This window comes from Belliella aquatica, assembly GCF_014637795.1.
GTDB lineage: Bacteria > Bacteroidota > Bacteroidia > Cytophagales > Cyclobacteriaceae > Belliella > Belliella aquatica.
Genome location: NZ_BMFD01000009.1, coordinates 90081 through 114233 on the forward strand (window position 1 = coordinate 90081; position 24153 = coordinate 114233).

General features: G+C 36.5%; 16 protein-coding genes. 7 read left to right on the forward strand and 9 right to left on the reverse strand.

The genetic code is table 11. The features are described 5' to 3' along the window. The 6 genes from IEV57_RS13125 to IEV57_RS13150 all read right to left on the reverse strand — a co-directional run bounded on the left by IEV57_RS13125 (position 1) and on the right by IEV57_RS13150 (position 10132). On the reverse strand, positions 1 to 1962 hold the full coding sequence (locus IEV57_RS13125; RefSeq protein WP_188443500.1) for a glucoamylase family protein: 1962 nt from the start codon (positions 1960 to 1962) through the stop codon (positions 1 to 3). Positions 1963 to 2049: 87 nt separating this feature from the next. Continuing rightward, a complete protein-coding gene (locus tag IEV57_RS13130; RefSeq protein ID WP_188443501.1) occupies positions 2050 to 3132 on the reverse strand; it encodes a LamG-like jellyroll fold domain-containing protein in 1083 nt (360 codons plus the stop codon). Between the two features lie 33 nt (positions 3133 to 3165). Continuing rightward, a complete protein-coding gene (locus IEV57_RS13135; protein WP_188443502.1) occupies positions 3166 to 4710 on the reverse strand; it encodes a RagB/SusD family nutrient uptake outer membrane protein in 1545 nt (514 codons plus the stop codon). A gap of 14 nt (positions 4711 to 4724) precedes the next feature. Further along, positions 4725 to 8084: a SusC/RagA family TonB-linked outer membrane protein gene (locus IEV57_RS13140; RefSeq protein WP_188443503.1), complete on the reverse strand. Its 3360-nt coding sequence runs from the start codon at positions 8082 to 8084 to the stop codon at positions 4725 to 4727. Positions 8085 to 8239: 155 nt separating this feature from the next. Then, positions 8240 to 9259, reverse strand: coding sequence for a FecR family protein (locus IEV57_RS13145; RefSeq protein WP_188443504.1), 1020 nt, complete (start codon positions 9257 to 9259; stop codon positions 8240 to 8242). Positions 9260 to 9529: 270 nt separating this feature from the next. Further along, a complete protein-coding gene (locus tag IEV57_RS13150; RefSeq protein ID WP_188443505.1) occupies positions 9530 to 10132 on the reverse strand; it encodes an RNA polymerase sigma factor in 603 nt (200 codons plus the stop codon). A 118-nt stretch (positions 10133 to 10250) separates the two neighbouring features. Here IEV57_RS13150 and IEV57_RS13155 point away from each other — a divergent pair, with 118 nt between their 5' ends. The 3 genes from IEV57_RS13155 (at position 10251) to mgrA (ending at position 13711) form a co-directional block, all read left to right on the forward strand. Then, a complete protein-coding gene (locus IEV57_RS13155) occupies positions 10251 to 11582 on the forward strand; it encodes a YfcC family protein (RefSeq protein WP_188443506.1) in 1332 nt (443 codons plus the stop codon). Positions 11583 to 11670: 88 nt separating this feature from the next. Continuing rightward, positions 11671 to 12705, forward strand: coding sequence for a patatin-like phospholipase family protein (locus IEV57_RS13160; protein ID WP_188443507.1), 1035 nt, complete (start codon positions 11671 to 11673; stop codon positions 12703 to 12705). After that, entirely contained in the window at positions 12692 to 13711 is a 1020-nt protein-coding gene (gene mgrA, locus IEV57_RS13165; RefSeq protein ID WP_188443508.1) for an L-glyceraldehyde 3-phosphate reductase, read from the forward strand. The genes IEV57_RS13160 and mgrA overlap by 14 nt, the downstream gene beginning before the upstream one ends. Before the next feature lie 221 nt (positions 13712 to 13932). Here mgrA and IEV57_RS13170 read toward each other — a convergent pair whose 3' ends face one another. Continuing rightward, on the reverse strand, positions 13933 to 14724 hold the full coding sequence (locus tag IEV57_RS13170; RefSeq protein ID WP_188443509.1) for a hypothetical protein: 792 nt from the start codon (positions 14722 to 14724) through the stop codon (positions 13933 to 13935). 222 nt (positions 14725 to 14946) lie between these two features. Between IEV57_RS13170 and IEV57_RS13175 the strand changes: the two genes are divergently transcribed. The 3 genes from IEV57_RS13175 to IEV57_RS13185 are packed head-to-tail and all read left to right on the forward strand — an operon-like array spanning position 14947 to position 17068. Then, positions 14947 to 16071, forward strand: a complete 1125-nt coding sequence (locus tag IEV57_RS13175) for a pyridoxal phosphate-dependent aminotransferase (RefSeq protein WP_188443510.1) — start codon at positions 14947 to 14949, stop codon at positions 16069 to 16071. Between the two features lie 4 nt (positions 16072 to 16075). Beyond that, complete coding sequence (locus tag IEV57_RS13180) at positions 16076 to 16639, forward strand: GNAT family N-acetyltransferase (protein WP_188443511.1); 564 nt, start codon at positions 16076 to 16078, stop codon at positions 16637 to 16639. 12 nt (positions 16640 to 16651) lie between these two features. Further along, positions 16652 to 17068, forward strand: coding sequence for a DUF417 family protein (locus IEV57_RS13185; RefSeq protein ID WP_188443512.1), 417 nt, complete (start codon positions 16652 to 16654; stop codon positions 17066 to 17068). A 28-nt stretch (positions 17069 to 17096) separates the two neighbouring features. Here IEV57_RS13185 and IEV57_RS13190 read toward each other — a convergent pair whose 3' ends face one another. After that, complete coding sequence (locus IEV57_RS13190; protein WP_188443513.1) at positions 17097 to 19880, reverse strand: outer membrane beta-barrel protein; 2784 nt, start codon at positions 19878 to 19880, stop codon at positions 17097 to 17099. Between the two features lie 295 nt (positions 19881 to 20175). On the opposite strand from IEV57_RS13190, the gene IEV57_RS13195 reads away from it, so the two are divergent. Further along, positions 20176 to 20646, forward strand: a complete 471-nt coding sequence (locus IEV57_RS13195; RefSeq protein WP_188443514.1) for a copper resistance protein NlpE — start codon at positions 20176 to 20178, stop codon at positions 20644 to 20646. A gap of 127 nt (positions 20647 to 20773) precedes the next feature. Here the strand turns inward: IEV57_RS13195 and IEV57_RS13200 are convergent, their stop codons facing one another. After that, the gene (locus IEV57_RS13200) at positions 20774 to 24010 is read right to left on the reverse strand and encodes a S41 family peptidase (protein ID WP_188443515.1); all 3237 of its coding nucleotides are present in this window, start codon (positions 24008 to 24010) and stop codon (positions 20774 to 20776) included. Between the last annotated feature and the right edge of the window lie 143 nt (positions 24011 to 24153).

The following is a 24153-nucleotide window of genomic DNA, read 5'->3' on the forward strand; positions in this document are numbered from 1 at the left end:
TTAATAGTTGAAATTTAATTTATCTAAACCTGCTTTCACTTGTTCATCTTGCATAAACAAGTCCCAAAGCAATGCAGTCCGGTGATTTTCTATCATGATAATAATGGGGCCCTGATCAATCGCGAGATAAGAGTCTGCAACCCAATCTTCGGTTTGATTATAAGCATCATAAAAACCATACTCTCCCCATAGCTTATCTCCTATTTTATAATAAAAAAATTCCAAAGCCTGAATGGACTCTTCAGGAGTGTAAGGCATGGATGAAAGTGCTGCTGTTGGAGTAATTACACCCAAATCATTGGTGGGTGAATGTGCAGAATATCCCAAATGATTATCACTTGCAGTCAGTCCCCACGAAAAATTTGAAATCCCTGCAAAGCCTTGAGGGTTTTGAACACAATAGGCTCTATTTATTAAAGTATGATTCCTTCCCTGGGTCCAATAATTGGCATATTGATCAGAAAGATTTCTTGGGTCTAGACCCAAAAAAGAATAATGAGAGTAAAACAAAGGACCACCAAAACTCTCTCCAAGTGGCAAAAGGTGTGTATAAAAAGTCCCCCCATTTCTCATCGATCCATTTCTTGCCCAACCATTATCGTATACTGTTTTTGTAATTGGGTGAGTGGGTGAAGCAGCAGCAAGTACATAAACAAGTAGTGATTCATTGTATCCTCTGATTGGTAAATTCATCGCCCATTCGTGTTGGGGCGACCAATGCCAGTACAAAACGTCCTGACCACCTCTTGTATACCATGACCATTCTACTTCTTCCCAAAGCTTCGTAATCTGATCGATGATGGATTTTTCAATGGGGTGTGATGCATCCAAATATTGTCTGACTGTTAGCAAACCTTGAATCATAAAAGCAGTTTCTACCAAATCTCCTCCGTTGTCAAACTGAGAAAATGGTAAAACCCTTCCAGTATTTCCGTCAAACCAATGTGGCCAAGCACCATGAAATCTATCTGCTGCTTCCAAAAAATCAACAATCTTTTTTAATCTCTCAACTCCTTCAGTCCGATTAATAAAACCTCTTTCAATGCCTACCAAGATGGCCATTACACCAAATCCAGAACCACCAACAGTCACAAGGTTTCCTGAAGTATTTCGCTCTCGGGCCATTCCACTAGCTGGATGCCCAAAATCCCAAAAATATCTAAAGGTTTGTTCTTGAACTTTAGTCAAAAGCTGATCAATTGGTATCTGTGGGAATTTACTTCCTTCGGCAATCGGTTTTGTGAAAACATTTGTTGGTGTAAGCGCTTCTAATGTTCCTGCAACACTTTCAATGCCTTGGGCAATCCTAAGTTCATATTTAGAAAAATCTTTAAGTCTAATATTTGAATTTATTTTTATTTTGTTTTCTACTATTTCAAAATCAAGTTGGGTGGCAGTAGGACCGACTAAAGTGATTTTATCGGAAAGCACTTGATCTGTCAATATCTTATGTGATAATTCCATTTCTACACTGAAATCAAGAGGTACATTGATAATTCTGCCAAAATTTGTCACCAAAGCATCCTCTGAAGTAAATTTTATAAAAGAAACTCGGTTTTGAAGTGTCCTGAAATTAATGGTTGAATTAAGTACATTTTCACCATTAGCTCCTTTCAGATTGGAAAACTCAATTTTGTATCTCGAAAATGCTGACAGTACTCCAGCTGGAAAAATAACAAGGTTACGGTTATTTGAAATTAAAGATGTTGTGAAACCTACGTTTTGCCCATTTTCATTTGTAAATGTAATTCCACTGGAAATTGACCTGAGATCTAACGGACCAGAAAAACTAAAAGATAGCGCTCTATCTAATGGGACATTGATATAATACCCATCTTCTTGGGTAAGTTCTTCAGCACCCGATTCAAATTTTTCCAAAGAAATATCAGGGAAGCTATCTTCCTCTTTACACGAGAAAAGAGCAATAGATAAAATTAGAATAAAGGAGATTTTATTGAGCATTATTGATTGGCTGTATAAAAAAGGGAGGGTTAGGATATGTCCCAACCCTCTCTGTTTAATAAAATTTAAACTACTGAACTATTGTAATTAAAGTCTATCAGTATCAATAATTGCTTGAATTTCAGCTTGGGTTAAAGCCTTACTGAAAATCCTCAATTCATCTATCAAGCTTTGCGTAGACAAATGCCCCCACTCTGAAAAACGAGGAGCTCCTGATCCAATTGATAAAAGATCACATCCCGTCCAATCGATACCTGGAAATGTTCCTTGACTGACAACTTGACCGTCTAAATAAACAGCCGCTCTTGATCCTGAAATTGAAATGGCAATATGCACCCATTCATTTTTACTTGGGTCAATATCAGCTGCTGCACCACCATCAAACCAGTTGTCACCTGATCCATTTCCTACGTTCAATTTGACTCTTTGCATGGATCCAGCTGCTTCTCGGAATAATCTAAAGCCATGATTCCTGAAATTTTGATTTGTGGGATTATTTGGATCAGGTGGACCCATAACCAATATTCCCGCTCTATCTGGGCTTGGATTTACTTTATACCAAAACGCTGCTGAAAACTCTTGATTTCTCAAACCCTCTGTTGGGAATGTGAGGTAACCACTGCTACTACCTTGATAAGCTCTTCCTTTTATTCCTGTAGCAAAGCCTGGCGAACCATTGATCGCCGCTTCTTCTACACTGACTAACTCTAAATAATCCCCGTCGAAAGGTAAATAAAAGATTTCCCCATCATAAACAGGATCATAAGGCTCTATTTTTTCAAAAATTACCGTTTCGGTTGTGGTCTTACCTGAAAGATCCTTTGCTTCAATAGAAAGTATATGTTCTCCATTCCCTAATTGATCATAGTTGAACGTTCGGACTAACCTTCTGTAATCAAGAAAATCTGTCACTTGTAGTAATTCAGTTCCATTCAGTCTTACAATTACAGACTCAATTTCGATGTCATCAGACACTTCAAAATTAATATTTAGGTTTGTGACTGCTTCAGGAACTCTAATTTGCGTCCCATCCAACGGAAAATTGATGACTACTTCGGGAGCTTCCTCGTCAGGACCTACAGCAACAGGGACAATATCATCTATATATGTGGCATCGCATCCGAAAGCAAAAAGAGCAATTGCGATGATATAAATATTTAACTTTTTCATTTTTATTTATTTAAATGTGATGGAATCAAAATATTATCCTTGCGGCGTATTAGCCGTTAATTGAGGAAGAATATCTTGTTGTTCTAAAGGATATGGTAAGTATTTGTTAAATTCTTGTTGGAAATTTCTTCCTCCAAAATTCAACTCACTCCCTCTGTTGTATCTCATTAGGTCGTAAAACCTAATACCCCATTCCATTCCAAATTCTGCAAATTTCTCATCAAGCACTGTTTCAAGCGTAACCATGCTGACAGGCCCTAAACCCGCTCTATTTCTAACCAAATTCACAGCAGCGGTTGCCGAGATTGAGGAAGTATTGGCGCCATTTACAATCGCCTCTGCATGCATCAATAATATTTCTGAGTATCGTATTACTGTTAGATTCTTGTTTTCTCCATAAGAGAATCTACCTGGAGTCAGCTGTGTGGAAGGTAAATAATGCTTTCCACTCATGAAATTATATCGAGGATGATTGTTGAACACGTCACCATCTGGAGTTACATTAGATATCCAATTAGGCAGGTTAGAATAGTTTGGATCTGACTCTATCTCAGCAATCCCATCAGGAGTAAATATTACAGTCGTTTCTAGACGCGTTCTTTCATTTCTGTCTAACATAAACTTTATGTATTTGGTCGTTGGAGACCAAAAACCCCATCCTTGAGAAGCACCTGCAACAGTAGGTGTCCAACTTGCAGGACCAAAGAAATCCCAAAGATATCTTGTCACAGTACCTGTAGCGGTTCCAAAATCTGAGTATTGAAATTCAAATACATTTTCTCTATTTAACTTTCCTGGAACTTTGAATAATTGATAATAATCGGGTTCTAAAGCAAATTGATTTGAACTGATGATTTCACTTGTAGCTTCAGCTACTTCTTGCCAGTTTTTCAATTCGAGATTTGCTTGCGCTTTGATCGCAAGGGCTGTTGCTCTAGTCATTCCACCTCTTATATCAGATCTTTGATTTGGATGAACGTTAGGTAAATTAGGAATTGCTTCATCCATTTGAGATGATATATATTCCATAACCTCATCAAAACTCGATAATTCCACATTAAACAAGTCACTTGGCTGTGAGCTATTTGGGATCAAAATTGTTCCCCATAATCTAGCCAATTGAAGTAGCTCGAAAGACTTCATTACCTTAACTTCTGCAATATATTGCTCAGCTGTTTCGGCTCTCGCACCAGCTTCTTGATACTTCCTGATCTCCTCCATCGCACCATTCCAATAAAGAATGTCTGTGTACAGATTCAACCAGGTAGAGTTGTACATCCAAAAGCTTCGGTCATATCTAAAAAGATCTGTCTCTGTCAAAGGAAACTGATCTCCAGCAGGTGTCACATCATCTCCACGTACAGAGATGATAGGAAATGACTCCCATTGTAGACTATAAAGTTCTGCATATGCTCCATACAAAAGCAAAATCATATTCTCAGATTGAGAATAATTTGTTCCGTCAGCTATGATCTGATTTTGAAGTGGTTCGTCAAGCAAATCTGAACATGAAGAGATACTAAACATTGCTGCTAGGATCAATGCTAATCCACTTTTTATAAATTTATTATTTTTCATGATAGGTCTCCTTTTTAAAATTTAACATTTAACCCAACTGTGTAAACTGCAGGAATTGGATAGGTTTGTCTATCTATTCCATCAGCTACTTCAGGATTGAAACCATTGTAACTAAACATTGTCAATGGTCTTTCTGCTGTGAAAGAGATTCTTGTTTCCGGCATAGGTAGCCCAAAAAGTAATTTGTCAATTACCGAATAAGCAACTCGTACGTTTTGAATTCTAAAATAAGAACCATCTTCCACAAAGTAGGAGCTCATATTCTGATTCCATCCTTTTCTCAAACCTGCTGCAGAAGGGTATTTATTGGAAGTTCCTTCTCCACGCCATAAGTTATCTGCAAGCTCCGCATCGATGTTAGTATCATTGGTAAAAATGATTTCACCTCTTTTTCTATTGAGGATACTGAATCCAGATTGTCCTTGAAATAGCGCTGAAAAATCCCAGTTCTTATATCTAAATCCAGCATTCAAACCATAAGTAAGCTCAGGTAAGAATGATCCTAAAACAGTTCTATCTAAATCATTGACAATACCATCTCCGTTCAAATCTCTAAATTTGAAATCACCTGGTTGAAAATTATTTTCTGCTATAAATTCTGGAGAATAACCGCTGTTATCAATATCAGCTTGATTTTGGAAAACTCCGTCAACTTCATATCCGAAGAAAGCTCTAAATGGCTGTCCTACAATAGACCTCTGACGAAACTCAGCAGAGCCTCCATCCAAATACTCCGGTCCTCCCAAGCTTAAAACAGAATTTTTCAAAGTAGCGAGGTTACCAGAAACATAATAAGAGAAATTTTCAGTGACTTGATCATCCCATCCTAAGGTAATTTCTAAACCTTGATTTCTAATCTGTCCCACACTTCTTCTTTCCAATGCTCTGAATACAGGAGGTATAATTTGGACTGCTAGATTTCTTGTATCTCGAATAAAGTAATCTGCATCTAAAGACAATCTGTCATTTAAAAATCTTGCATTCACACCAATATTCGTCTCAACAGTTGTTTCCCATCTGTCTATCAAATCAAAAGTTGGGTTTAGTCTTCTCCCAAACAACAAAGCATTATTGATTGCAACACTGTTTTCTTGGAAAGTAGGTCTTCCAACTGATGGGTTTATTGCATCATTCCCCAATTGACCCCAAGAAGCTCTAAATTTCAAGAAATCAACACCACTAACGTTAAAGAATTTCTCAGATGTCACTACCCAACCTGCTCCAAAAGTTGCGAAATTACCCCACTTCTCCTGAAATTTATTATTCCCATCTCTTCTTAAAGTAGCGTAAAGTAAATATCTGTCATCATAGTTATAGGCAACTCTACCAAAATAAGAAAGGAAGTTTAATTTGGCTCCACCATCTCCGATTCCGTTTAAATTGAAATTTGTAGAATTCGACAAATACCAAAATTGCTCTTGGTCTCTATTTGGGTCTGGATTCAAACCTTGTCCAGCTGCAAAAAGTACCTCGTTGTATTCACTTCTGAAAGATTGACCTAAAACAGCTGTAAAGCTATGCTTGCCAAATCCGTCTGTGTAGGTAAAGAAATTATCTACTATTTGATTGTAAGCAGCAAAATTCCTTCTACTCATTCCTGACTGATTTTCAGTCACACCATCGTTATAGGAGAAATTCACACTTCTGGAATTGATTACATCGATACTGTAATTATATGCCGTTCTGAATTTCAATTTGTTAGGAATAATTTCAAAATCTGCATAGAAATTACCCATCACCTTCGCTACGTTGTTTCTGTTGTCCGAATAAAGCAAGCTATAGAAAGGATTTTGGTTTCCTCTATAGCCAAGCTGCTGGGCATTTGAAAGACCAAAAGGCTCAGCGGCTGTATTCAACTGATCATAAACAGGAAGGATCGGAACAGCAAAATATGATCTAAACCAAGCTCCGTTGTCTGCATTATATTGTCTCGCTGTACTGAGGTTGATATTTCCTCCTACAGAAAGCCAATCTCTTAAATCAGAATCCAATTTAACTCTAAAATTTAACCTCTTATATTCATTTCTTGTGTCATTCAATAGACCTTGTTGTTCGAAGTAGCTCCCACCTATAGAATAACGTGTTCTATCACCTCCCCCATTGAAAGTAAGTGAGTGATTCTGAATAGATGCAGGACTCATGATTTGTGAATACCAATCTGTATTGACATTTGGTAAACTTGGATCAATTCTACTTCTTCCATAACGTTGTATAGCATTGTTTACAAAAGCAATGTCAGGTGCACTTCCTGTTTCATTTATATATCCCACAAATTGCTGGGCATTAGCCATTCTTAGGACGTTTTGTGGATTTTGAATTCCCACATAACCATCATATATAATTTCAGCTTTTTGATTGTATTCACCCGATCTAGTTTCTATCAAAACTACTCCATTGGCTGCTCTCACACCATAAATTGCGGCAGCAGAGGCATCCTTAAGGATTGAAATATTTTCGATGTCTCCAGGGTTGAGGAAATCTATATTATCAAAAAACATCCCATCAACCACGTAAAGCGGCGCTCCTCCTCCTTCAAATGATCCAACACCCCTAACTCTTACAGTTGGTGATGCGCCTGGTGCACCGTTAGAAACAATTTGGACCCCTGCTACCCGACCTTGTAATGATTGCATAGCTTGAGCATTAGGTGTCTTGACAATGTCCTCCGTTTTGACGGTTGAAATTGAAGATGTTAAATCTCTCTCCCTCTGTGTACCATATCCGATGACGACCACTTCATCCAAAGAGCTTTGGTCTTCTCGCATTTGAACATTTATAATATTGGAATTGCCAACTACAAAACTCTGCTTTTCAAAGCCAACAAAAGAAAAAACTAGCGTTTGCCCTTCTTCTACCGTAATGGAATATTTACCATCCATATCGGTGACTGCTCCTCTTGTTGTTCCTTCTATCACTACAGTTACTCCAGCTAAAGGTTCCCCCAAAGGGTCAACTACAGTGCCTGAAATAGTGATTTCTTCTGCGATAGTAACCGCCTTGTTAAGACTTTTTCTATCTCTTTTGACATCAATACTATTGTTGATTTGGCGAAATGACAAAGAAGTCTGTCTCGCTACTTCAATCAAAAATGACTCAACGGTTCCTGAATTCTTTGAAATCAAAATTTCTGAATCAAGATTTATATTTTTCCTATCAAAAGAAAAAGAGTATGGAGTAAGAAGTTCTACTTGATTGAAGAATTGACCTAGACTTTGACTCCCTTTGTTTACCTCAACGTTTACTTGATCAATTGGCTTGTATTGACCATTTGCGGCGCTTGCAAAAACAAAATTGAACGTCAATAACTGAAATGCAAATCCATATATGAAATATTTGGAAAACATATAAATGACATTAGTTAAATTTTTTTTCATATTTTTCATGGTTTATTGAATTGAACGATTCGATAGCTAGGTCTGATGATGATTCCATTCCCCAATGTTTTTTGTCATCAAAACCTAAACTAGGCCGGTAGATATTCATTATCTATTGGCCTTCTTTTTACTCTTGGTGTATCTTTATCATAGTTCTAAAATTTAATTTTCACTTGTTTTTCTTTTATTTCAAACTCAAAATCCTCAACATACGACATGCTTTTAAGCACCAACTCTAGTGATTGATTTTTGTACTCTCCTGAAAAATTCCATTTCACATTCTTCGTGTTTTCAAAGGAAAATTCAACGCCATACCACTCTATCAATTTCTGGATGACTTCATCGAAAGTATTATTCTCAAAAACAAGCTTGCCCTCTTTCCAAGCAATCTCACTTTCTATTTCGAAATTTCTAATTTCAAAATTTTTAGAAGTCTTGTTAATTAAGATTTGCTCGGTCGGTTGAAGAATTTTATTTTCTATGTTTAATTCCATGTCTTCAATAGCTACAATTCCAGTTATTAAAGATATTTTTAGTTTGTCTTTTGATTTACTGTTGATATTAAATGATGTCCCTATAGCTGTGGTTATACTATTATTCGTTATGACTTTAAATGGCTTATTTTCATCTTTTGCAACTTCAAAATAGCCTTCTCCGATCAACTCCACTGTTCTTGTCGAATCATCAAAAAGCGAAGGAAAAGCTAATTTGCTGTTTGAATTCAACCAAACTCGCGTCCCATCAGGCAGTGCAAAACTAAGCTTCTCTCCAAGGCCTGCAGCTTTTTCAAGATAGGCAATGTTGCTTTTTACTGGTATCTCTTCATTCCTAGGATAGAAATACCAAGACAACAAAATCCCAAGAACAAAAACTGCCGCTACTTTAAATAATATGCGGACGTCAAATAGGGATTTCTCCTTGATGACTATTTGATTCTTGTCCGAATAAGCAGTTTCTTTCAAAATCTCAGACAAGATTTGATTTTCCAATTCTTTACTCGGAGCTTTGTTTTCAAACTTGATCCCCCTTACCAACTCTCTTGCCTCTGTCAAAGCCTGCAAAGACTCTGGGTTTGCTTCCAACCAATTTTTCCAATAAATCTCTAGGTCTTCATCTGATGATTTTACCCAGCGGATAAATTCCGGATTCATTAAAAAAAACTCTCTTGTATACATGTATGATGTGTGTTAATTACTTTAAAAAAGCCCCTTTTAAGTGTAAAGACAAAAATGTATGAAATGACACCATCGTTTTTGAAAAAAAAATTTATAACAGGGTTACAGTAATGACGCAGTTATGAAAATTCATGTTCTCAGAGATGCGTTTAAAATGATTAAGTATAGAAATACAAAAGCATCCTCAGCTCCAAAGAGAGTACTTAGTTAAATTAAATGGGTTCTGATAAAAAATAATATGCTTAAAATTTCAAATAGGATTAACCTTTTTCACAAAATATTCCTCAAAAAAGCTAAGGATCTATAAATCAAATTTCTTACTGATTTGATATTGTCTAAGTTCATAATCTCTTGGATTTCTTTATAGGTCATCCCTTCATAAAAATAATAATAGACAACCTCTTTTTTCCGTGGACTTAGCTGTTGAATCGCTTTTGTTAGTTTTTTTGACTTTTCCTCATCAATTTGTCTGTTGATCAACAACTCCTCTGGAGAAAAACTAAAATCGAAAAAATAATTAGAATCAATATGTTCCAAATTTGAATACCACTTTTTTTCCTCTTTAATCAACTTTCTTTTAATACACTTAAAAAGGTAGAACTTTATAGAAGTGGTTTGTCCTAATTTTAATCTGTTTTTTCTCAGTTCAATAAATAAATCTTGAATTGCATCTTTCACCATAGCTTCAGAATTGCAAATTTTGAATCCATATGCAAATAGATTATCAAAATGCATCTGATAAATAGAAATAAAAGCAGATTCATTTCCCATTCTAAAAGCATCCCAAATGTCAGAGTCGGATGTTTTGCTTACAGATGGTGAATCGTTTGCTGGAAAAATATTGTAATAATAGGGTTTATTTTCATTTACCATAATCTTGGGGATTATAACAAATTTAATTTTGAATAAAATTAGTCATTTAATTTATAATTTGAGACCATAAGACATTAAAACAATTAATTTTAAGGATCATTTGTTCCTTTCCCAAGCTATGAAACTTTCATTTCCACACCCTATGATTATTATGCTGGCCTTTGTTGGTTTGGCAACTATACTTACCTATATCATCCCTGCTGGCTCTTTTGATAGGATATTGGATGAGGGGACGGATAGGGAGATCGTCGTGGAAGGAAGTTTCAAATATGTTGAAAAATCTCCCGTAAGTATAGGAAAGGCTTTTTTAAATGTACCTGAAGGAATTATAGAAGGTGCCGAAGTGGTGGTATTGATTCTGATTATTGGCGGAGCATTTTATGTAGTGGATAAAACAGGGGCATTTCAAGCTGGATTGGAAAGCTTAATCTTTCGTTTCGATAAAGCCAAGGCTGGACTCCTTGCGATTGTGGGAGTTCTCTTCGGTACTGCAGGAGCACTTAATGGACTACAAGAAGAGATCATTGCTATGGTGCCCGTTTTGATGATCTTGACAAAAAGAATTGGCTATACCAAAATTGCTGGAGTTGCAATTAGTTTAGGGGCAGCTTTGATAGGCGGATCTTTTGGACCCTCCAATCCATTTTCAGTAATCATTGCACAAAAAGTTGCTGAAGTACCTGTTTTCTCTGGAGGTATGTATAGAATGGTTTTCCTAAATTTAGCATTGAGTTTTTGGATCATCTACATCATCCGAACAGGAAAAGATCAAAACAACCTTGAACCAATAAAAAGTGATAAGCCAGCAAAATTATCGAATTCTCATAGCATTATACTTTTACTTGTTGCTTTGACATTTACAGTTATGATCTATGGCTTGACCAATTGGGAATGGGACTACAATGAAATGTCTGCAATCTTCTTCGCAATGGGTTTAGCCGCAGGTATTATTGGTAAATTAGGAATCAATGGGACAGCTCGTGCCTATTCCGAGGGATTTGCAGAGTTGGTTTTTGCAGGGATTATTGTGGGACTTGCTAGGAGTATTTATCTCGTCCTTCAAGAGGGTCAAATCATTGACACGGTTATCTATGGTTTATTTAATCCATTAGAAAATTTACCACTCGCACTTTCAGCATTTGGTATGATGCTCGCTCAAGCTATTTTACATATACCTGTTCCAAGTACTTCGGGACAAGCAGTTTTGACTATGCCACTGTTGACCCCCATTGCAGATTTGATCGGAATATCGAGACAGGTCGTTGTATTAGCATATCAATACGGCGCTGGAATCATGGATATGGTCACCCCGAGTAATGGAGGCTTGATGGCGATTTTGGCAGCAGCAGGGATTTCTTACAAGGAGTGGATTCAATATGCTTGGAAGCCAATCTTGGTACTTTTTATTATCGCCTCGACGTCAGTCATCCTCGGTATTTACCTCTTATAAGTACTTGAATATTTAGTATTTATATTTGTTTTTACTAACTTTAAGGAGGTTCTAATTATATTTTCTAACCTAAATAAATTTTTAAGAAATGAAACAAGTAGCCATACTATCCATCGATGGAGGTGGAATCAGAGGGATAATCCCAGGAACAATTTTAGAATTGATTGAAGAAAAAATCCAAGAAAAAACCCAAAATCCACAAGCTCGAGTTGTGGATTACATTGATTTTGTCGCTGGTACCAGCACGGGAGGAATTTTGGGTTGTGGAATGCTTATGCCTGATGAAATTGATCCGACAAGGCCCAAATTTACCATGAAAGAAGTAGTCAACCTTTACCTTGAAAATGGTCAATCTATCTTCAGCAAATCACTTGGGCACAAATTAAAATCTGTTTTTGGAATTCGAGAAGAAAAATATCCAAATACAAATTTGAAAAAAGCTTTACAAACTTATTTTGGTGATGTGTATTTAAGTGAATTGATGAAGCCGTGTCTTTTTACTTCATATGACATAGAAAGTAGGAAAGCAAAGTTTTTCAAACATGGATACGCATGCCAAGATGAAACACATGATTTTTATGTCAAGGATCTTGCCTTGGCCACAGCTGCTGCTCCTACTTATTTTGAAGCAGCATTAATCCAATCCAGATTTGGCTCAAAATATCCATTGATAGACGGCGGTGTTTTTGCGAATAATCCTGCAATGTGTGCTTATGCAGAAGCTAGAAAATGTACTTTTGGAGATATTGTTAATCCAACATCTAAAAATATGTTGATGCTGTCTCTTGGAACTGGTTCTGTCAAAGAAGAAATCCCATACAGCAAAGCAAAGAATTTTGGACTAGCACAATGGATAAAACCTCTTATTGACGTCATGATGTCTGGGAATTCTGAGACGGTTTCGCATCAACTAGAATGGCTTTTTGATGCAGGTAATAATAATGAAGGATTCATCCGAATTGAACCTGAACTGATTCACGCAAAACCTACCATGGATGACGCTAGCAAATCAAATATGAAAGCGCTGAGAGAAGATGCTATCCGATATGTCAAAGATAATTCCATGAAAATCAATAATCTTGTAGATAAACTTATCAAAAATCAATCTTATGAAGATCAATGATCTTGAACCTTTAATCCCATACCATCCAGCCAACTCAAGATATGAAAATATGTCATACAGAAGAACTGGAAATAGTGGTCTATTACTTCCTGAGATTTCCCTTGGTCTTTGGCATAACTTTGGGCACAATGCTGATTTCACCAGTGCCAGAAAAATACTTCGTCAAGCATTTGATTTAGGAATTACCCATTTTGATCTAGCTAATAATTATGGACCTCCTTATGGTTCTGCAGAAGAGACTTTTGGCAGAATTATGAAAAAGGATTTTGAAATGTATCGAGATGAATTAATTATTTCTACCAAAGCAGGTTGGGATATGTGGCCTGGTCCTTATGGGAATTTTGGCTCCAAAAAATATCTTATTGCCTCACTCGATCAAAGTTTAAAAAGAATGGGTTTAGACTATGTAGATATTTTTTATCATCACCGTCCTGATCCAGACACTCCATTGGAGGAAACAATGGGTGCGCTAGACCAGATTGTGAAACAAGGAAAAGCACTCTACGTCGGAATATCCCAATATAGTGCTGAAGATACACTTAAGGCTTCCAAGATTTTGCGAAGTCTGGGAACACCTTGTTTGATTCATCAGCCGAGATACAGCATGATGGATCGATGGGCTGAAGGTGGCCTTTTAGACACTTTAGAAAATGAAGGGATTGGCGCAATTGCTTTCTCTCCTCTAGAACAGGGGATTTTGACAAATAAATACCTGAAAGGAATTCCCGAAGATAGCAGAATTGCTAAAGATGGAAGGTATATACAAGAAGACAAAATTACCCCAAAGCTCATCAGTAAAATCGAGGCTTTAAATAATCTCGCTTTAAAAAGAGATCAATCATTAGCCCAGATGGCAATTTCTTGGCTCCTCAAAGATACGAGAATTACTTCTGTCCTAGTGGGGGTCAGCAAAGCAAGCCAACTTAAAGACAATGTGGGAGCCTTGTTAAATACTAATTTTTCGAGTGAGGAGATTCAAGCAATTGATAAGATTCTTGAAAAATGAACCATTAAAAAAATAGCCTCTCAAATTTTGAGGGGCTAATTATTTAAAGTCATCCTTCCGATTATCTAATATGATTATCCGCAATGACACCAGTATGTGAATATTTCACTTATAATTATGCGAATAATCGCTTACAGTCAATAGTCAACTGACCACAGCTGATTGAAATGAACTTCATACAATATAATAAATGGCTACTGGTGCAAAAGCGGATATACATATTATCTAATTAGGCTTTGGAGGGTTGCAAGATAGACCCACTTTTGATCTCTTGATTTTAAGCCTTTTTCTACTGCTGTTCTTTGTTCGACTGTAGATTCCATTTCATCATATTCTAAGGCATTGAAAAACTGCACATAATCTGCATACATATTCATCGTCAGATGGGTAGATTTGGCTTCGCTGCCAAATGGTAATGCTGTTCTTAACAAAGTCCAACTTCCCATCAATCCTTTTTCGATTCTATTTTGATGAATAGGCATAAAAACTTCTTTTTCAGCATTTTCATAGTCTAGAAATTTTCCTTCAACTGCCTTCATCAAGTCGAATGAAGCCAACACACCTTTCTTCATTTTAAAATTATCTTTTGTACTAGAAACTTGCTGCATGTAAGACCTCTGTGCTAGGTCGTGTGTTGATGAAGCTGCTTCAAGTTTGTCACTTACTTGCTTTTCAGTCAAATGTGGATTTGCAATCATATAATATTTGATGATATCTTCATTTGTCAATCCTTTCATCATCGTCACAGGATCCTTGAAATATGTAATGGTGATGTATTGAAACTCTCCTTCGTCGGCACCAGATTGCAAAGACCAAAAATCCCAGCCTAGAATTTTGTTATCGTTGACTGCTGATTGATATACTTTTTCCATAAAGTCTTTATGCTCAATGAAGTCATACATTTGAGAAGTTTCAACCTTGATAAATTCAAATACCAAATATTTTGTCTCCTGAGCATATACTCTCCCGATTAGGATTATTCCTACAATCAATGATAAAACTGACTTTTTCATAATATTTATTATTTAGGGTTATTATCAATATATCTGAATATCATAAAATTTAAGAATATAATTTTGATAAAAATAATTTTATCAGTCTTTTTTTAATGTACAATACTATTTATTCAAAACTTATGAAAATCAAAAAATTAATGTTTTAGAAAAATCCTTCAAAAAATTCATAGGAATAAAATTTTGATATCCTTAACTTTTAAAAAATATTTCTAAAACAATATGAAACTATCCCGAAGACAATGGCTTAAAAATGCAAGTTTGACAAGTGGATTGGCACTATTGGGTGGGTCTGGAGCCATAGCTGCCTTAACTTCTTATGAAGAGGAGCATTTTAATCCCCGTCCACTCGCCGATCTCATTCGTCTTGGTAGCAATGAAAATCCATACGGACCTTCTCTAAAAATGAGAAAAGCGATGGAAAATAGTTTTGACCTCTCTTGTAGATATCCATGGGCCTACAATTCAAGCCTTCAGGAATTAATAGCCAAAAAAGAAGGGGTTCCAACTGACCATATTGTTCTGACAGCTGGGTCAACAGAGGGTTTGAAAATTGCGGGAATTACTTACGCTAGTAATGGCGGAGAAATCATTTCAGGCTTACCCACCTTTTTATCCATGATGACTTACTCTGAAGTTTTTGGTGCCAAGATAAATTGGGTTCCTCTTGACACAGAGATGAACTTTGACCTGCCAGAAATAGAAAAAAGAATCAACTCAAACACCAAGTTAGTCTTCCTATGCAATCCAAATAACCCAACAGGAAAGCTCCTGCCCGCAAAAGAAGTTATGGATTTTTGTGAATCTGTTAGCAATAAAACAATCGTGTTTAGCGATGAAGCTTACTATGATTATATAGAAGAACCTAATTACCCTTCGATGGTAGAATTAGTAAAAAAAGGGAAAAACGTTATTGTGTCCAAAACGCTTTCAAAAGTCTATGGGCTCGCAGGAATAAGAATTGGGTATTTGATTGCAAAGCCTGAAATTGCTGAAAAGCTTTCAGAAAGAATTGTAGCAAATACCAATATGATGGCAATAGAAGCTGGAAAAGCGGCGTTGCTAGATGAGGAATTCTATAATTTTAGCTTAAAGAAAAATCTCGAAGCTAGAAAATCCATTGAAATCACTTTAGACAACCTAGGCCTTTCTTACCTTCCTTCACAAGCAAATTTTGTGTTTTTTGATGCAAAGCGAAATGTGATCGAATTGGGAGAACAAATGCTAAAAAAAGGCATAATAGTAGGTCGTCCTTTTCCTCCATACACAGATTGGTGTCGAATTAGCACCGGAACACTTGAAGAAGTTGCATTTTTCAACAAGGCAATCACAGAACTTTATACTTAATATTATGCAAATCGATTTTAATCTGATTTTACAGAACAAGACAATTATTCTCCGCCCAATTAAAGATTCGGATTTAGAAAATTTGCACCAATTGACAGCAGATTCCAACGCTTGGAAATTCTATACACATGACTTATCTGATTTTGAAGAATTTAAGGATTGGGTAAAACCTGCTTTGAAGAAAGATAGATTTCAATTTGTCATTCTGCTCAAAGAAAATAACGAAATCGTGGGATCTTCTGCCTTCGGTAATTTTTCGGTAAGGGACAGAAGAATTGAAATTGGATGGACTTGGTTTGCTAAAAAACATCAAGGGACAGGAATAAATAGTCAAGTAAAGCAGCTGATGTTGGAATATGCTTTTGAGAAACTTTACATAGAAAGAGTTGAGTTCAAAACTGATGTTCTGAATGCTCAAGCTAGAGCCTCGCTTAAGAATATTGGCGCTATAGAAGAAGGTGTATTGAGAAGTCACACCTTGATGGCAAAAAGTAGAAGAAGAGACACCATCTATTATAGTATATTAAAATCAGAGTGGAATCATATCAAAAGAGAAAACGAGTGGTAAAACAAATCCAAAATGATAGATCATATTCTTAAAATTGAAAAAATAGGGAAAAAGTTACTTCGGTTTGGGATGGTTGCATACCTCCTATTTATTGGAACACTCAATTTTAATAATACCCTAATTTCAAATAATGACTGGATTCAAAGCACAATATTATTCACTATTGTGCTTGTTACGGCAGTTTTGCTATTGATGCATTTCAAAAAACCAAAACTAGGTGCTATTGGGGGATTTCTTGCTGCATTACTTTTCTTAATCACCGTAATTTATCTCTCCTATCTTGAAATCAGCTCAGGAATACCTATTTCCTTGGTCTTCCTTCATGTCATCAAGGATATCATGCTCACTTTTGCTGCAATTATCTTAGCTGGTGAATCTCTCAAAGAAATGATTCGAGAAAAAATAACAAAGCCATTCCCAGTGAGATAGGAATGGCTTTGTTTTCATTGGAATCAAATTAATCTTGCGCTTGTGGTCTTGCTCCGGCAAAGCTTCTTAAATTATATGTTAAGCTTAACATAAAGAATTGCGTCAATACTTGTGTTCTTTCATCTTGAATGAAGACATCCGTCACGTTTCTCGATATACTCGTGTTTTGATTGAGTAAATCAAAGATGGAGAGTTTCACTTCTAGCTTTTCGTTCGATCCAAATCTATAGCCTAAATCTGCATTTACCAACCAAATAGACCGATCAAACGCTTCGCCTAAGCCACTGTAGATCTGATTATTGATATTGGTGCTAATAAATAGTCCTCCTAGAAATTGCCAATAGAAATCAATTCTCGTGTTTTGAGTGTAGAAATTGTTGTTCAAAGATTCTTGAAGACTACTTCTGACCATTGTATAATTTCCTTCTGTATTGAAATTAAAATCTACACGTTCACTGATATTACTACTCAAGCCTATTCCTTGACCAAAAGATGTGTTTTTATTGACATTGAGTCTTTCGTTAATTATACCGGGTCTATTGGAATAATTTGCTCTAGTACTTAGATTGATGTTACTTTTAATTAAAGATACTGGAAAGCCAAATGATAAATAAGATCTTGCATCCCAGAAACCGTCAAGGTTGATCGGTCTATTGAACTGCCCTCCCTGTCTTAGTAATACATCGCCATCAATCAATGTATCCCTAGCAGCGATGAATGTCGAGTTACCTAAGTAGTTATTTCTTTTTGATCCAGATACGAACATAAAGAAAGATCTAGAAGATTCTGTATCCACTCTTCTAATTCTAGCAAATAATCTTTGTTCATATTCTTGAACAAGATCTGGATTTCCTGCAAAAATCTGAATTGGATTTCTATTGTCAATCAAAGACTGTAATTGTCTAATTGACGGAGCATCAGTACTCGCTCTATAATCTAACCTGATATTTGTTTGCTCTGAAATGTTGTAATTTATGACAGCTCTCGGAATTAAGTTTTGGAAGGTTCTTTGTGTATTTTCAAACCCAGGAAATAATCGATCACTATTCAACTTTGATACTTCATAATCCAATGAAGTGAAAATCCTCCACTTTTCATTGTTAAATCGATATCCAATTCCACTTTGCTGTTGTAGATACCTGTTTTCAAATTGATTTGAAAGTGCACTGTCTAGTTCAAAGAATGTAGATTCTGCTTGTCTTTGTAAAACATCCTGATCCGTTTTCCCGATATCATTTCCAATTCTGTATTGTAATCTCAACTGAGAACTCTTGCTCAAAGGCTCACTATAATCTAGACTAACTCTATAATTTAAACTATTAGAATTACTGATTGAATTTTGAATTAAGCTATCTACTTGCGAAGTGCCAAAATCTGTATTCACTGAGGTCAAACGAGAATTTCGTTCTGACTCGTTCATTCTTGAAGTAACGTTTGTAGATAAAACTCTTCCTTCCTTGGCGAATTTATAGCGGTAGGTAAAGTCGTTGTCAAAACTCATCCATTTATTATCTCCGAGTGTGACGTTATTGATCTGATTGATAGGATTCTCCGTATCAAATAAATTTTGAGCAGTAGTTTCACTTCTAGACTGACTCACAGCATAACTCAGTCTCGGCCTCCAAATAATGGCTGATCGCTCAGATATATCATAATCCAGCCTAAATTCCAGACGATGTCTTTGAGATTCGTTGGTATTTCTCGTGTCTTGGTTGTAAAGCTGTAAACTGTCACTAGGTAATATGTAAGTTCTCGAAGAGGTTCTACTCAAGACATTGCTATTGTCATTAAAAAAGTATGAACCTGTGAATTTGGCTTTTCCATCATCAAATTTATCTGAGAAATTGACACCTACAGCATTGGTAACTGTAATTCCATCACGCTCACGAGTTTGAAGCGCATTTCCACCACCTCGTCCACCACGACCGCCACCACCTGCTTGACCTCCGTTTTCACCCAAAGCACCAGACAAGTCGTCAGAGGAGAAGTTTTGTTGATTTATATTATTAGTCAAGCCAAGGACTGTAGTTCTTCGCGTACCATTGAAGAAGTTCAACGAGCCAGTTGCTATGTAATTGTTATCCGTTCCATATCCTCCTGAAAGCCTACCAAACAAACCTGATTTCACTTCTTTCTTAGTGATAATGTTGATAGTTTTGGTGGTATTACCATCGTCAAATCCAGTAAGGACTGCTTGATCACTTCTTTGATCCAAAAACTCAATTTTATCTATAATTTCAACAGGAATATTAGCCATCGCAACGGCTGGATTTTCTCCGAAAAATGGTTCCCCATCGACTAGAACCCGACCGACAATTTCACCTTGAACTTCAATCGTTCCATTTCTAATCAGCACTCCAGGCATTTTGCCGATCAATTCATCGGCATTTGCTTGAGGTCTTGTTTTGAACGCATTGGCATTGAAAGCAACGGTATCACCTCTAACCTCTCCCGTAAGCACTTGTGCTTTGATTTCAAAAGTTTCGAGAAGCTCACCATCCTCAGAAATCTCAATATCTCCGATATCTACTCCATCAAAATTCTCTATTGTTTTGGTGAATTTTGAATATCCCACGAAAGACACTTCTACATTGTAAGTATTGATTGTCGGTCTTTGAAATGAAAATTTACCAGCACCATCCGTAAAGGTGGAAGAAATGGTTTCCCCAAATTCCGATTTGACAAAGACATAAGCGCCTGGTAGCGTCTCTTTAGTTACTTTATCTACTACTCTTCCAGAAATTGTAGATTGACCAAAAGTGAGATTGACACTGAAAAAGAAGGTGAAAAGAATTATACTTACTCGAATCATTATTTTGATTATATTAGGTTTGAATCTTTTAAAAGAAATAATATTTCTCTTAAAACAGATATACAAATTTAGGTTTGCTTTTAAGAGTAGGCAAACCACTAGTCAAATACCAATATTTGAAATGAATTGTTTATTTTACTGGTCTTTAAAACAAGATAAAAGGTCAAATAATGTCGCTAACAAACACTATTAATTAAATATCACGACCAATAATCGTGTTAAATCAATAGGTTTAATTCATAAATTTACCGATTGTAATAAATGCACATTTTAACCCTATAAAATCACAAAAACTATGAAAAAAACATTGAATTTATGTCTCACACTTTCTTGCATCTTTCTCATTCTTAGTTGTCAAAAATCAAATCAATCGGATGAAATTATTGTTGATGATGCCATCTTTGAAGCTGATGAATTTTCTGAGGAATTTAAGAATGAGCATACAGCAATTAATTCGTTAGACTACATGGGGATTTATTCAGGAGTACTTCCTTGTGCTGACTGCGAAGGAATTCAAACCTCTATAGAATTAGGAAGTGGAAATTCTTACGTTAAAAAAGTAATTTATTTGGGTAAAGATGACCAACAGGTCGTAGAGACAGGCGGTACATTCACTTGGAACGATGCTGGGAATACCATTACCTTAAATGAAGAAACTGCCCCAAATCAATATTTTGTTGGTGAAAATGTACTCTTTCACTTAGATATCGATGGGAATAGAATATCAGGAGATTTGGCATCAAAATATGAGCTTAGAAAAGAATAAAAGAAAGATTCTTTGTTAGTTTCATATTCAATATCTCTTCGAGTAAAAAGACCCGATCTTGCGACCGGGTCTCTTTTTGGTTTGAATTCCTTCACTTAGATGAAGGATTTTTTATAAAGAACATCACCTATTTTACATCCTTCAGTAATTCCTCAACGGCTTTTTCCAACTGCTGATCTACGCCTTTGTCAATTTTACCTGGCATATTTTTCACTTGAAACTGAGGTGCTGTTTCATTGTTTTCCATCCACTCTCCTGCTTTATTTTTAGCAGAGACTGGCACTACACCCCATCTGGTTCCGTCAGGTAAAGATTCCCATCCTGCAAAGGAACATGTTCCTGGAGTAGGCATTCCTACTGTTTTTCCAATATTCAAGTCAGTATAACCACAAGCGAAACAATGTCCATCAGAGTAATTTGCTTCATTGAACATCGCCAAAGTTGGCTTAGTCCATCTGAAAGTTGGTTCATAACCCAAATCTCTATCTTCAGTAGCGTAGGTGATGAATTTTTCACCTGTAAAGAACATTGCCAAATCTGCAACCAAATCTCCTCCACCATTGAAGCGGGTATCTACAATCACACCTTCTTTGTCATGGAATTTACCCATCATTTCTTCGTAGGTATTTCTGTAAGGTCCATCAGACATGCCTGGAATATGGACATAGCCTAATTTTCCATCAGATAATTTCTCAACTTCTTCTTGATTCTTTTTTACCCAACGGGTGTAAAGCAATCTGTTCTCTTCGCCAATAGAAATTGGTTTCACAGTGATCTGTTGACGGCTTCCATTACTTGGGTCTACTACTTCTAGAAGTGTAAACTTATCTGCTTTTCTATTGAAATACTGTGCGACATCTCGATCAGAGGCGATCAATTCTCCATCCACTTTTTCGATGATCATTCCAGCTTTCACATTGATGCTAGATTTATCTAAAGGTGAACCTTTGATGATTTCACTGATCTTAATTCCAGGACCTTTATGTGTATAATCCATAAATATCCCTAAAGATGCTGTTGCGTCAGCCTGAGGAATACTTCTGTTGTATCTCGCTCCAGCATGAGAGACATTCAATTCACCTATCAGTTCTGAAAGCATTTCTGCAAACTCATAGCCATTACCAATATGTGGCAAATGTTTTTCGTAGGATGTAGCCAAAGCTTCCCAATCTACCCCATGCATATCAGGAGTGTAGAATGCACCTTGTGTTCTGATTTTGATATGTTCAAAAAGATGCGCTCTTTCCGCTTCAGTATCCATACTCATTTCACCAGAAATCTTAATAGCTTCGCGCTTTGTTCCAATGTTTGTAATTTTGGCAATGCTACCACCACTCAAGAGATAAAGATTTTTCATTTCCTTATCCCATTCCAAACTTCCACTTCCAGCATCAAGCTTCAATTCCATTTTGGTTTCCTTGGTTCTCAGATCAGTGCTCCAAAGGTTCATTCCCTTTTCGAATCTGGCTAGATAATAAAGTTTCTCCCCTTCCTTATCCAAGACTGCATCACCTAAAGAAGAAGAATGAATTGTTAATCTAGCTTTGCGCTCTTTCAAGTCTTCCCAATCGAACTTAAGCTCCTCGACTTTTTTATCATCTTTCTTCTCGTCTTTCTTTTCATCCTTTTTCTCTTCTCCACCTTTGTTAGCTTTCTCTACTTCTTTCATCAAGTCGTAGTCATCTTTGCTTAAGTTGAATTTTTCAAAGGCATCTTTGGTAAAGAAAAGCGTGTAAACATCATTTTGCGCTCCACCACTTGTGGCAAAACCCTTCAAGCCATCTCTATTCGAGAACCAAAGCATTTGTTTGCCTCCATTGACCCATTTGGCACTTCTGTCTCCATAACCACTTTGAGTAAGATTTTCCATAGGTTTTTTGCCAGTTGCATCAAGCAATACAATCTCACCATTGGCCATCGTAGGTCTGTAAGATGCCAAAAGCCACTTGCTATCAGGACTCCAATTGAAATATTGATCTCCATCACGCATGTGCATCAAATGCTCAGGCCCCATCAATGTTACCGAAGTTTTAGATGCTAAATCCATCACGATCAACTTTCTCCTTGCCTCGATATAGGCTAATTTCTTTCCATCAGGAGAAATGATCGGTTGGTAATTGTCAAATTCATTAGAAACCAAAGGCTCTTCCTGAATCAATGTACTCGCATAGAAAAATGGCTCTTCTTTATCTCTTATCTTTTTTGCTTGATAGATTCTCCACTTCCCATCTCTTTCACTCGCATAGACAATCGACTTCCCATCGGGAGCAAACTGTACAAATTGCTCTTGTTCTGGTGTATTGGTAATTCTTTTTGTTAAGGAGCCATCCACAGATGTCACAAACACTTCCCCTCTTGCTATAAATGCAATTTCTTTCCCATCAGGTGAAATCGACATTTCTCTTACTCCTCCATTAATGGAAATATAACTATCGGTGTTACTTATTGGCTGAGTCTTGATAGACACTTGAACTTTTTTCGGGCTTTCTCCTTCTTTCAATGTATAAAGCTCTCCATCATAAGAAAATGACATGGTTCCATTTTCAGCGATGGATAAAAATCTCACCGGGAAATCTTTCAACTCCGTTAAGGCTTTCTTTTGAGATGGGTTTTCCAAATTCATTTTGAAAACATTGAAACTTCCATTCTCTTCAGATAGGTAATAAATATCCTTTTCCCCTGGTGCGAAAACTGGATTTCTATCTTCACCACCGAAGCTTGTCAGCATCTTATGACTTTTACTAGCTACATCGTACACCCAGATGTCTCTGGTGATCGCAGATTGATGTCTTTTTCTCCACTCGTTTTCTCCACCCTTCTTGTCATGATAGATCATCTTTTTTCCATCAGCACTAACTTTCACATATTCAGCTGGCAATGTCCAAACTTGATCTATTCTACCACCTTTCACCGGCACTTGATACAATTCTGGCTGAGAACCTGTTGGGTACTGTCTATGCTCTGCCAAATCCTGACGAACACCACCAAAAATTACCGTTTGACCATCCGCTGAGAAAGTGTAGGGCATTTCATCGCTAGAATGATAAGTCAATCTAGTAGCGGCACCACCTTCAGCATCCATAATAAAGACATCAAAATTACCATAGCGGTCAGATGCAAAAGCGATTTTCTGACTGTCTTTACTCCATACAGGCATAAAATCATGCGCCTCATGGAAAGTCAATTGGGTTGCTTTTCCTCCCGATGTCGGTACAGTGTACAGATCACCCTTGTAGGTAAATGCAATCTTAGAAGCATCTGGTGAAATAGCCGAATGTCTGAGCCAATTAGGTGCATCCTGTGCAGATGCTAATCCTACGACTCCACTGAGCAATAAACTCAAGTAAATTTTTATGAATTTCATATATATCGTTTATAATTAGAATCTAAAAATAGTGAATTTAACGCCAGTGAAAAGAGATTTTTACATTAATGGGGAAATGATCATCCACAAAATATCAGGTATGTAAAAAAATCATTTCAACAATTACAGATAATATTGAAAAG

What these genes read in the sequence shown, in the direction of transcription:
- IEV57_RS13125 (WP_188443500.1), bottom strand. Translation starts at nt 1,962, where the DNA reads ATGCTCAATAAAATCTCCTTTATTCTAATTTTATCTATTGCTCTTTTC.
- IEV57_RS13160 (WP_188443507.1), top strand. Translation starts at nt 11,671, where the DNA reads ATGAAACAAGTAGCCATACTATCCATCGATGGAGGTGGAATCAGAGGG.
- IEV57_RS13190 (WP_188443513.1), bottom strand. Translation starts at nt 19,880, where the DNA reads ATGATTCGAGTAAGTATAATTCTTTTCACCTTCTTTTTCAGTGTCAAT.
- IEV57_RS13145 (WP_188443504.1), bottom strand. Translation starts at nt 9,259, where the DNA reads ATGTATACAAGAGAGTTTTTTTTAATGAATCCGGAATTTATCCGCTGG.
- mgrA (WP_188443508.1), top strand. Translation starts at nt 12,692, where the DNA reads ATGAAGATCAATGATCTTGAACCTTTAATCCCATACCATCCAGCCAAC.
- IEV57_RS13180 (WP_188443511.1), top strand. Translation starts at nt 16,076, where the DNA reads ATGCAAATCGATTTTAATCTGATTTTACAGAACAAGACAATTATTCTC.
- IEV57_RS13155 (WP_188443506.1), top strand. Translation starts at nt 10,251, where the DNA reads ATGAAACTTTCATTTCCACACCCTATGATTATTATGCTGGCCTTTGTT.
- IEV57_RS13150 (WP_188443505.1), bottom strand. Translation starts at nt 10,132, where the DNA reads ATGGTAAATGAAAATAAACCCTATTATTACAATATTTTTCCAGCAAAC.
- IEV57_RS13200 (WP_188443515.1), bottom strand. Translation starts at nt 24,010, where the DNA reads ATGAAATTCATAAAAATTTACTTGAGTTTATTGCTCAGTGGAGTCGTA.
- IEV57_RS13185 (WP_188443512.1), top strand. Translation starts at nt 16,652, where the DNA reads ATGATAGATCATATTCTTAAAATTGAAAAAATAGGGAAAAAGTTACTT.
- IEV57_RS13175 (WP_188443510.1), top strand. Translation starts at nt 14,947, where the DNA reads ATGAAACTATCCCGAAGACAATGGCTTAAAAATGCAAGTTTGACAAGT.
- IEV57_RS13195 (WP_188443514.1), top strand. Translation starts at nt 20,176, where the DNA reads ATGAAAAAAACATTGAATTTATGTCTCACACTTTCTTGCATCTTTCTC.
- IEV57_RS13140 (WP_188443503.1), bottom strand. Translation starts at nt 8,084, where the DNA reads ATGAAAAAAAATTTAACTAATGTCATTTATATGTTTTCCAAATATTTC.
- IEV57_RS13135 (WP_188443502.1), bottom strand. Translation starts at nt 4,710, where the DNA reads ATGAAAAATAATAAATTTATAAAAAGTGGATTAGCATTGATCCTAGCA.
- IEV57_RS13130 (WP_188443501.1), bottom strand. Translation starts at nt 3,132, where the DNA reads ATGAAAAAGTTAAATATTTATATCATCGCAATTGCTCTTTTTGCTTTC.
- IEV57_RS13170 (WP_188443509.1), bottom strand. Translation starts at nt 14,724, where the DNA reads ATGAAAAAGTCAGTTTTATCATTGATTGTAGGAATAATCCTAATCGGG.